At 66.6% G+C, this 9,271-nt stretch carries 10 protein-coding genes and 1 pseudogene; 3 read left to right on the forward strand and 8 right to left on the reverse strand.

All coding sequences use genetic code 11. The annotated features are described in order from the left end of the window. Positions 1–875, reverse strand: a pseudogene (locus AC1DQF_RS20175) (ATP-binding protein); the annotation flags it as partial. Next, positions 859–1,278, reverse strand: coding sequence for a hypothetical protein (locus tag AC1DQF_RS20180; RefSeq protein WP_477527014.1), 420 nt, complete (start codon positions 1,276–1,278; stop codon positions 859–861). The gene AC1DQF_RS20180 and the pseudogene AC1DQF_RS20175, both read right to left, overlap by 17 nt. 477 nt (positions 1,279–1,755) lie before the next feature. Here AC1DQF_RS20180 and AC1DQF_RS20185 point away from each other — a divergent pair, with 477 nt between their 5' ends. After that, positions 1,756–2,145 (forward strand): hypothetical protein, encoded by a 390-nt coding sequence (locus tag AC1DQF_RS20185; RefSeq protein ID WP_477527015.1) that lies wholly within the window; start codon positions 1,756–1,758, stop codon positions 2,143–2,145. Between the two features lie 72 nt (positions 2,146–2,217). On the opposite strand, the gene AC1DQF_RS20190 is transcribed toward AC1DQF_RS20185, so the two are convergent. The 6 genes from AC1DQF_RS20190 to AC1DQF_RS20215 form a co-directional block, all read right to left on the reverse strand. Next, positions 2,218–3,669, reverse strand: coding sequence for an SCO6880 family protein (locus AC1DQF_RS20190; RefSeq protein WP_477527016.1), 1,452 nt, complete (start codon positions 3,667–3,669; stop codon positions 2,218–2,220). A gap of 6 nt (positions 3,670–3,675) precedes the next feature. After that, complete coding sequence (locus tag AC1DQF_RS20195; RefSeq protein ID WP_477527017.1) at positions 3,676–4,962, reverse strand: conjugal transfer protein TrbL; 1,287 nt, start codon at positions 4,960–4,962, stop codon at positions 3,676–3,678. A 10-nt stretch (positions 4,963–4,972) separates the two neighbouring features. Next, the gene (locus AC1DQF_RS20200) at positions 4,973–5,281 is read right to left on the reverse strand and encodes a DUF6112 family protein (RefSeq protein WP_477527018.1); all 309 of its coding nucleotides are present in this window, start codon (positions 5,279–5,281) and stop codon (positions 4,973–4,975) included. A gap of 31 nt (positions 5,282–5,312) precedes the next feature. Continuing rightward, positions 5,313–5,600: a DUF6112 family protein gene (locus AC1DQF_RS20205; protein WP_477527019.1), complete on the reverse strand. Its 288-nt coding sequence runs from the start codon at positions 5,598–5,600 to the stop codon at positions 5,313–5,315. Positions 5,601–5,675: 75 nt separating this feature from the next. Continuing rightward, entirely contained in the window at positions 5,676–6,644 is a 969-nt protein-coding gene (locus AC1DQF_RS20210; RefSeq protein WP_477527020.1) for an HNH endonuclease, read from the reverse strand. Then, positions 6,645–7,052, reverse strand: a complete 408-nt coding sequence (locus AC1DQF_RS20215; RefSeq protein WP_477527021.1) for a helix-turn-helix domain-containing protein — start codon at positions 7,050–7,052, stop codon at positions 6,645–6,647. 142 nt (positions 7,053–7,194) lie between these two features. Between AC1DQF_RS20215 and AC1DQF_RS20220 the strand changes: the two genes are divergently transcribed. Both AC1DQF_RS20220 and AC1DQF_RS20225 read left to right on the forward strand, forming a co-directional pair. Beyond that, complete coding sequence (locus AC1DQF_RS20220) at positions 7,195–7,773, forward strand: hypothetical protein (protein ID WP_477527022.1); 579 nt, start codon at positions 7,195–7,197, stop codon at positions 7,771–7,773. Then, positions 7,770–9,227: an ADP-ribosylglycohydrolase family protein gene (locus AC1DQF_RS20225; protein WP_477527023.1), complete on the forward strand. Its 1,458-nt coding sequence runs from the start codon at positions 7,770–7,772 to the stop codon at positions 9,225–9,227. Before AC1DQF_RS20220 ends, AC1DQF_RS20225 begins: the two co-directional genes overlap by 4 nt. Positions 9,228–9,271 lie beyond the last annotated feature (44 nt).

Consider the following 9,271-nt stretch of genomic DNA (forward strand, 5'->3'; position numbering starts at 1 on the left):
AGGCGTCCGTCCTCGGTGAGCCGACCGTCGTGGTCGTCGTCCCGGTCCGGGGCCAGGAGGCGGTCGACGACCATCGGGAGGACGGGTACGTCGGCGGTGCGGACAGTCCGGTCGAGTGCGAGGTCGACGGCGGTGTGTTCCAGTGGGGTGAGGCGGCGGTCGAGGACGGTCTCGGCGAGGGCGCCGATCAGGTCCCGCCGTCGGCTGGTGACCTGGCTGGCCCATTGGACGTCGTCGAGGCCGGCGGGACGGTGACCCTCGTCGAGCGGGTTGAGCCGGTTCGGCATGCCGTGGCCCAGCGCGATTGCCTTCCCGCCGACAGCTTCTGCGACCGCGGTGTGCTCGCCCTTGGGGTCGCCGGGCACGTATACACGCCGGCCGAACGGGATGGAACGGGTGTAGAGGCTCTTGGCGAGGCTCGACTTCCCGGAGCCGACGATGCCGGCGAGGACCAGGTTCGGGGCGGTGATCAGGCCGCGGGAGTAGAGGACCCACGGGTCGTAGACAAACGAGGATCCGGAGTAGAGATCCTGGCCGACGAACACGCCGTCGCTCCCGAGGCCGCCCTCTGCGAGGAACGGGTACGCACCTGCGAGCGTTGCGGATGTGTCCTGGTGGCGTTGGAGGCGGAACCTGCCGGGTGTCCGCAACGCCGCCGGCCCAGTTTCGCCGCCGCGGGGGAGTGTAACGGTGGAGCGTCGTTCGGCGATCAAGTCATCGTGTTCGCGTTTGGCTGCCGTGCGACGCTGCTCGCGGTCGGCCGTAGTCAGGACTCGCGCTGACGCCGCGCGTCGTTTGCGTGCCGCGCGCTTTTCGCGCCGCGGAGCAACTAGGACGCTCGAATGGAGTCGCTCGCCGTCACCGTCGCGGGTCACCGGAACAACCTCGGGCCGGGTGCAGGACGTGGGATGGCGCGAGTGCGGGGACGTCCGGGACGTCGTAGGTGATCGTTGACTCGACCTCGTGGGCGCGGTCGATCCCGGCGGCGACTCRGTGCACCATCTCTGCGGCGCGGTGGAGCTCCCAGGCAACTTGGTACGACGCGGCTCGACCGGCCCTCGGATCACCGGTGACCCAGACCCGCTTGCGGGCCGGTCCCTCGTGGAAGTCGCCCATCTGGTGAAGCGACTGCGCCAGGGAGGCGAGACCGTTGGTCAACTCCCCGAGTACCGCGTAGATCTCGGTGGGGTCCTCCAGATCGCGGGTCGCGTGGGCCAGGCTCCTGAGTGCATCACGGGCTTGATCAGCGTGCGCGTATGGCCGGGTGGATGCGGACATCAGGTTCTCCTCGCTGAGCGTTTGCTTCAACGAAAAGGTGCGCGCGCATTCCCGCCGTGTCGACACCGTCCGCAGCGATGCTCGACCTACCTTGGCGTCATGGCAGATCTGACAGTGCCGTGCCCGAACTGCAGCACGATGATGCGCTGGGAGACCTCACACGAACGCTGTGGCGGCTGCGGATACAGCCGGCCATGCTGCGAAGGCGCCCCCTGCAGCTGAGAGGCTTCCGGGCGTAAAAGATCCCGCAAGAGTCTCGGGCTTCCTGCGGGTTCTGGGTAGAGAATGCCGCACGACGGCGGGGTCTGTCAGCAGGTTGGATCAACTCTGCACAGGACTCCGCGTCGAAGGCCCCCGGCGCCGTGGACGGCCTGCTCAGGGATCCTGGCAGCCGTACCAGGCCCCGGTGACTGGCGCACCTTCTCCGGGTGCAGGCGAGCCAGCAATGATGTCGGACGCTTGTGCGATCGTGTTGCCATGGCGAAGGAAGAGCACCAGGTCGACTGGAATGCGGTGTTGGCTGCGCGCGACGAGATGTTCGGCGCGGCGTCACCGCATGAGACGACGATTTGGCATGAGGTCCTGGGATGGCGCGCATTCGCCGAGCGTTTCCAGGCCAAGGTTTCTGACGGAAACTTCGACACCAAAGTCCTGGACTGGATCCACAAGCACGACGCTAATCTTCCTGACCACATGCTTGTTGCGGCGGATGCGATCGACGGGTTGAAGCATGTGCTCGACACCGGGCGGGCGCCTGACTACTTCGAGCAGGCAGGTGGTGACGTAGAGGGCTTCTTGCGCGACTCACGGCGAACTTTCGCCAGCGTTGCGCGGCGGCTGCGGGCCGCCTTTGGCTCCACGAACTGATTGAGCGAAACACTCCGAAGTCCGGTGCAGTGGTCCATCGGCCCAAGCTCGCTAGGGTCGCGACTATTTTGCCTACACCGATCGGCACAACGGCAGAGCGGCCGCGGGGAAACCCTGGGCTTGCTGACCCCACAGCCGCCTGGTCTCGCACGAGGACTGGATCGCCGCCTGTTCGACGGCCGCGACAGCTCGTTCGAGCTCGTCGCGATCGTTGGCGCTGACCGCGACGAGGCCGGTGCATCGCAGGACGCCGTGGCCGGCGGTGAGGTCGGCTTCCTGCTGGAGGACGTCCTGGTACTCGGCTGACTGCTGGGCGTCTTCAATCTGGCCGATCTTCTGGCGCTGGGCGGCGTCGGAGATGTACTCGGTCTTCTTCTTCCGAATGTCGCGCGCCGCACGGTCCGTGCGCATGGGCGTGTAGAGCAGGGTGAAGGTCCGACTGATCCCCGACGAGAGCAGGAGGGGCGCCATGAAGCCGGGGAAGACCAGCGACCTGGGCCATTCGCTGATCCACAGGACGCAATGGTGGGCAGAGTCGCCCCGGAGGCTGCCCCAGGACTCGTTGATAGCAACAGGTCCTGCCGTGGCGAGGTCGCGGCCGAGGTCCCCGTGGCGTTCGAGAGCGCCTGCCACGGCCGGGTCGTACGCCGAGCGCAGCATCAGAGCGAGGTCACCGGGAGTCAGCCAGTCACCGGGGGAGAGGTCCGCAGAACGGAGAGCAGCGACGAGGGTGGACATCTCCTGACGGAGTACGGCCGCGGCGCCTTTCATCCCGCCTCCCGATGCCCGGACGGCACGGCCGGATGCCTTCATGTCCAGAGAGATCGAGATGGTGCTGGCGTGCCGCTCGCCAGCGGGTCCGGCGCGGTCGATGAGTTCGCCGTACGTCGTTGAGGTCCAGGTGTCGCTCTTGGATCCGTGGCTGTCCCACCACTGGGCGAGGCCCTTCCCTGAATCGGGGAGGGTGCGTTCCATGACTTGCACCGACGCCAAGCGTCCGGATCTGCAGGTGGAGGCGAGTACTCGTCCCCAGGAGACGACGCGGCGCTCCTGCTCGGCAGGGTCGAGGAGCACGAACGCGGGATGCGAGACACCCACGACCGCGGTCAAGGTGGCGGCGTACGGGTCGTGAACCATCACCGCGCCGGTCCCCGGGTCGACCCACTGCCGCAGGCGGGCAGCATCACCGGGCAGGGCGAGGGTCCCGGCAGGCCGTGGCTTCACGACGCGGCGCCGGTAGATGAGCTGGCCACCAGCCGATCTCCACAACCATCGGGCGCCGATGGGCCCCCACTCGATGAGCTTGCGGCCGCCGAGGCTGACGAAGGCCAGCGCGGCGCACACGATGACGATCGGGACGGCGACGATGACGGCGCCGACGTAGAGGCCGAGCACCAGGCTCGCGGCGGCGATGCCCGTCATCGTGAGCTGGAGTCYGGACAGCCCCAGTAGGACGCCGCGTTTGCTCAGCCGGGAGAACTTCACCGGCGACAATTGCGAGTCCGCAGCGCTGTTGGCAGTCATCGGGGATCAATTCCGGGTTCCGAAGAGTTCGGAGTCCGCCACGTTGGGCGGCGTTGGCGACGGTGCTGATGGCTGGTTCACCTCCCCATGCCCGCTGGCCTGAGCTGCGACGAAGTTCCCGAGCTTCGGGCCGGCCGCGGCCGCCTTCTTGGCCACGCCGGTGCCCGCTGCCACGGCGCCTCCAACAGCGACAGCACCGCCACCCGAGCCGCCCGCGCTCGCACCAGTGGAGCCGCCACCCAACCCGGATGCGCTGGGAGCGGTGGTCGGACTACCGCCCGAGGGCCCGCTTCCGCTCGACGTACCCCCGCGCGATCCGCCCCCGAGGACCTTCGCCGGCTCCGCAGAGCCACCACGGCGTCCGAGCGGGATCGGCATCGGGCGGTTCAGGGCGGACTTGGCCTCCTGCTCGGCCGACATCGCGTGGTACATGTCGAAGCCCATGAAGGAGATCGCCTTGTAGGACATGTACGGCGCGAACCCGGCCATCAGCATCAGAACGACCCCGGCGATCGGTTGGCTGACGGACTCCAGATCGGCGTCGATCGGTGCGGAGACCTGAGCCGTGGCGAGCAGGAACATCACCACGAGGACCACCTTCGAGAGGATCATGGCGATCACCAACGTTGCCCAGCGCGAGAGCCATGTGCGGGTGTGGTCCCAGCTCGACCCGGCGAGCGCGATCGGTGCGAACACGATCGCGATGAGCAGGAGTGCCTTGCGGACGAGCAGGCTGATCCACACGATCAGCGCGCCTGTGATGGCGAGGCCCGCGAGGAAGAACGTGAGTACGGCGCCCGCGCCGGGGGCTGCGATGTTGATCGCGCCGAGCCCTCCGGCGAGGACGGCGATCTTGTCGCCCATCTCGTTCATGTTGGTGCCGGCCGCGTTGACGATGCCGATGCACAGCTGGTCGGTGACTTCGAGTGCGGTGGCCAACAGGGTGAGGGCAACGAAGGACCCGAGGATCGATTTGGCGAGCCCGAGCGCGGCCCTGGAGAGGGCCGCTGGCTCGCGGCGGATCATGCCGCCGATGACCTGGAGCATGAAGAACCCGAGCATCACGAAGACCGCGATCCCGAAGAGGATGTTGTAGACCTTCGTGTACTCGCCGCTGGTGACGTCGACGTACGTCGTGGAGTCGATGACGTCCCAGACGGACTCGAACATGTACTCCGCAGCGCCGCCCATCGCCCGGGCGAGCCACTCGAACGGCGCGGTCACCACCGCTCCGGCCGCCTCGCCGGCAACATTGCAGACGGTGCGGATCACCGGGACATCACAGACAGCCATGACGTTGGCCTCAGGCGACGGACTGGCCGACGTTCCAGAAGAAGTTCACCAGCGTGACCGAGGCGCCACACACGATGGCCGCGCCGAGGGCGACGAGCACACCGAGCTTCCCACGGCCCGCCAGGTGCGGGTTGGAGGAGTTCGCGCCGAGGGCCCACACGATCGCAGAGATGATCAATGCGAGTACCGCGAGCACCAGGCCGACGGTCATCGAAGCGCCGACGATGTGGCGCAGCTGGCTGATGCCGGGCAGACCGTTCGAATTGGGGCTGATGTTGATGTCGAGCGGCAAGAGCATGGGGTTGCGGAGGCGGAACATCAGGGTTCTCCTGTCGACGCGGGCGGACGTGTTACAGGTGAGCGCCGATGCCCAGCAGCCAGTTCGCCCACGTCAACGCCGCGCCGGTCAGGGCCGCGCCACCAAGCGCGACGAACATGCCGACTTTTGCCTTCTGCGCTGTATGCCAGCTGCCGGAGTGCGATGCGAGCGCCCAAGTGGCGGAGCAGACAACCAGCATGAGGACGGCGGTGATCACGCCGTAGGTCAGGAGTGCGCCGACGATGGAGCGGAGTTCGCCAGCGCCGCCGACTGCTCCGAAGTCGGGGCCGACGCTGCTTGCCGGAGCGACCAGATTCATGATCTTAAGGTGCGCGGCCCTCTCACGGGCAGCGGCATGCTTCGACGCAGAGTCGCGGCTGCAGCGGGAACTCAGCTACTCCACGGCACTGTCTATCCTCTCGGCCAGGACGCTGGGCGACCGCAGTTTCGTCGCGCTGGCATCCTCTCTCTCCGTCGTGAGGTTCTTGATGATCTTCGCGCATCGGGTCGCAGCCGCATCCAGTTCAGCGCGGAGCTGTGCGATGGCGATATCGATTCTTTGACGATTCTCTTCGGGGAACAGCTCCGTGAGTGATACGTAGCCGTGGGTAGCCATGTGAACCTCGATCGAGGCGAGCACTGCCGGTGCATCCGCGATGCGCGGTGAGGTAGCGATCCAGTCCCGGTAGTCCGTGCTGCCCTTGGCGTCGTTGCACGGCGCACATGCAGGAACGACGTTACCGATCACGTTCTCCCCGAGATCCTCCTTATTGATACCCACGATGTGCTCGAAGACGAGCGGCTTCTCCAGCTTCGAAGCATCGACGCGGCAGTACGCGCATGCGTGACCGAACTTATTGACGGTCGCGAGCCACTCTTCGGCGGTCGGCCCGAGGTGTGTGCGGTCGAGGACGGTTCTGATGGCAAGGTTCTGGGCGTCCTGGATGGGATACCGCTTCACCTTCTTGCCGGAGCCCTTGGTCGACTTCGGGCTCGCGGAGGCTGSTCCTATCGTCGCGGCCAGCGCGTCTGCTTCCTCTGCACTGAGTAGGCCCTTCGCCAGGAGGAAGGTGAGGAACTTGGGGACGTGCTTGTCGAACCACTCCTGGGTGAGCCWCACCTTGTGCTGCCGGACGGTATACGTCGTGGCGGCGTAGTGCTTCGGTCGCGTAGGACTTTCCACCAGGCGGAAGAAGGCGATTCCCGGGGCGAGACCAAACGCTGCCTTCGAAATGTCCGCGTCAAGGAGATCCGCCAACCTCTCGCCAGTCTTGTCCGCTTCGCACCAGGCGATGATCATCGGTAGGTAGGACCGAACGAGTGCGGCGGGCCGCAGGGGTTGTGCCTGCTCTGATGTGTTCATTCACTTGCTCCTGGCATGGACTTCGGTGACGCCGGTCATGATGTTGAGCTGCACTCGGGAAAGCGCTTCAAGCCTGACCGCCGGTGGCAGTGACTCGATCTCGGCGGTTGCGTTCGAGATGACTTCCTCGAGCGAGGACCGGCGCCGACGTTCCGGTCTTCGCGAAGTGGCCGGCTGAAGTTCGTCCTCGGTCCCGAAGAGTTCGTCAAGGGAGAGGCCCAGTGCTTTGGCGATGGGGACCTGATGGCGGCTCGACGGCAGTCGGTAGCCCGTCTCGATCTGGGCGATGTAGGGGTAGGAGAGGCTGGTTGCCTCGGCGAGTTCCTTGCGGGACATGCCGAGCTCTTGTCGGCGGTTCGCGATGGTGCGGCCGAGTTCGATGTCGCCTGTCTTCGGTGAGGTCACCACCTGCTACTCCTTCGCGGGAAAGGGTTGTCCCGCTCGTCCGACTCTATGCGCGCARCATAGCATGGGAAGATCGTGACGCAACATTGTGTGTTACGATGAGATTCATGCAAAGTGAGCGGTGTGCATAGAATGGTGGGGGAGCATGACGAATCTGAGTGTGGTTGATGAGGTGGCCCGTCTCTACCGGCCGGACTGTCCAGTGGAGTTCATCGCGGTGTCCGACTTCAAGCGGCGGGTCCTCAGTGACCCGACTTGGCCCTTGGTGAGTGCCATGCGGTTCCTGGTGGCGCGTCCCAGCGCATGGGACCTCGAGTGCTTGGCGAAGCGGGGAGACATTCTCGTGGATTTGCTGGTGGACGCAGCGAAGAAGGGCTACCAGAAGGCGCCTCCGGGGTACGCGAAGGCGCGGTACCTCCAACTGGCGTTCCTGCCGAGCGAGACACTGCGGCAGATGCTCGACGGGCAAGACGTGGAACTGCGGTCTGCGCTCCGTCATCCCCAGTGCCCGGAGGGGATCGTCATTCGTTGTCTGACGTCACCGCTCGCGTCGATCCGCTGGTCGGCCCTGCGGGCGGTGCGCCAGCGCAACCTCCCCATCGATTCGGCCTACATCCGCGCCGCCATGGCCTTGCCCATGGCCGAGTCCGGGTGGTCGGGCCCGCCCAAGGGCTACCGGTTCCGAGTCAAGACGACCGCGAAGCAGATCCTGGCGGCCCGATGAAGCTCACGTCAGCGCAACTCGACCGTGCGATCGGCGTGATCGTCGCGTCAGCTGCTGGCGACGCGTTGGGTGCCGGCTACGAGTTCGCTCCGATCTCGGACGGGTTGGTTCCGGAGATGATCGGCGGCGGTCTCGGCAACTTCGCGCCGGGGGAGTGGACCGACGACACGGCTCAGGCGATGGCGATCGCGGTGGTGGCGGCGGACGGCCACGATCTGCGTACGCCGCAAGCGCTGGACCGGATCGCCCGGGGGCTCGCTGATTGGTACGCGGACGGCCCGCCCGACGTCGGCATGCAGACCGCTGAGGTGCTGCACCTGGCGGGCTCGAATCCCACTGGAGCCGCGATGGCCCAAGCCGCCCGGCGCGTTCATGAACGACGAGGGCGTAGCKCCGGCAATGGCTCCTTGATGCGCACCGGCCCGGTCGCACTGGCCTTCCTCGATGATCCGGACGCGTTGGTGGAGACGGCGATGGCGGTCTCAGCGCTCACCCACCATGAGCAGGTCGCTCAGGAGGCATGTGCTGTCTGGTGCCTGATGATCCGGCACGCGGTGTTGACCGGCACCCTGCCGACTTGGTCTGACATCGAGCCATGGAGCCCGAACCCGACGTACTGGCGGGAAGTCCTCGCCGAGGCCGAGGCCCAGGCTCCCCACGCGTTCACCACGAACGCTTGGGCGGTGGGTGCCCTGCAAGCCGCCTGGTCTGCCATTCACCACACGCCCGTACCTGAAACGAACCCCTGCGCGCACCTAGGCGACGCGCTGGGGGCGGCCATACGGATCGGTCACGACACCGACACCGTGGCCGCAATTGCGGGCGCCCTGCTTGGCGCGCGGTGGGGCGCCAGCGCCGTACCTGCACGCTGGCGCCGGATCCTTCACGGCTGGCCCGGAGCCACAGCCAAGGGGCTGGAGAAGGTGGGCCACTTGGCCGCCTCGCGTGGCGAGCCGGGTCATCACGGCTGGCCGCTGATCGACCACATCGACTACACGGGCTGGCAAGCAGGCTCAGCGACGCTCGTGCGCCACCCCCACGACTCCGGCGTCTGGCTCGCGTCCGCCACAGCACTGGCCCAGCTCCCGCCAGGCATCGACGCTGTGGTGAGCCTGTGCCTGGTCGGGCGAAGACAGATCCCTGACCGCGTCGAAAGCATCGGATTCCGACTGATCGATGTGAGCGACTCAGCGGCGAACCCGAACCTGGACTTCGTCATCCGGGACGCCGCCGAGACGGTCGCCGCTCTGCGGGGCGAGGGCAAGACTGTGCTGGTGCACTGTGTTGCAGCTCAGTCGCGCACGCCCACGGTCGGAACCGCCTACTCGATGCTTCTGGGCCGCGATGATGACAGGGCGCTCACCGAAGTGTGCGCCGCGTTGCCGAGCGCGAGCCCGAACACGGCCTTTCAAGCTGCCCTGAAACGACTCGCCGACAAGGGGATCCGCGATTGAATCGATCTATGCAGACCCGGACCAACCGGACCAAGGGCAACAAC

Source organism: Nocardioides sp. P4_G4 (assembly GCF_056401085.1).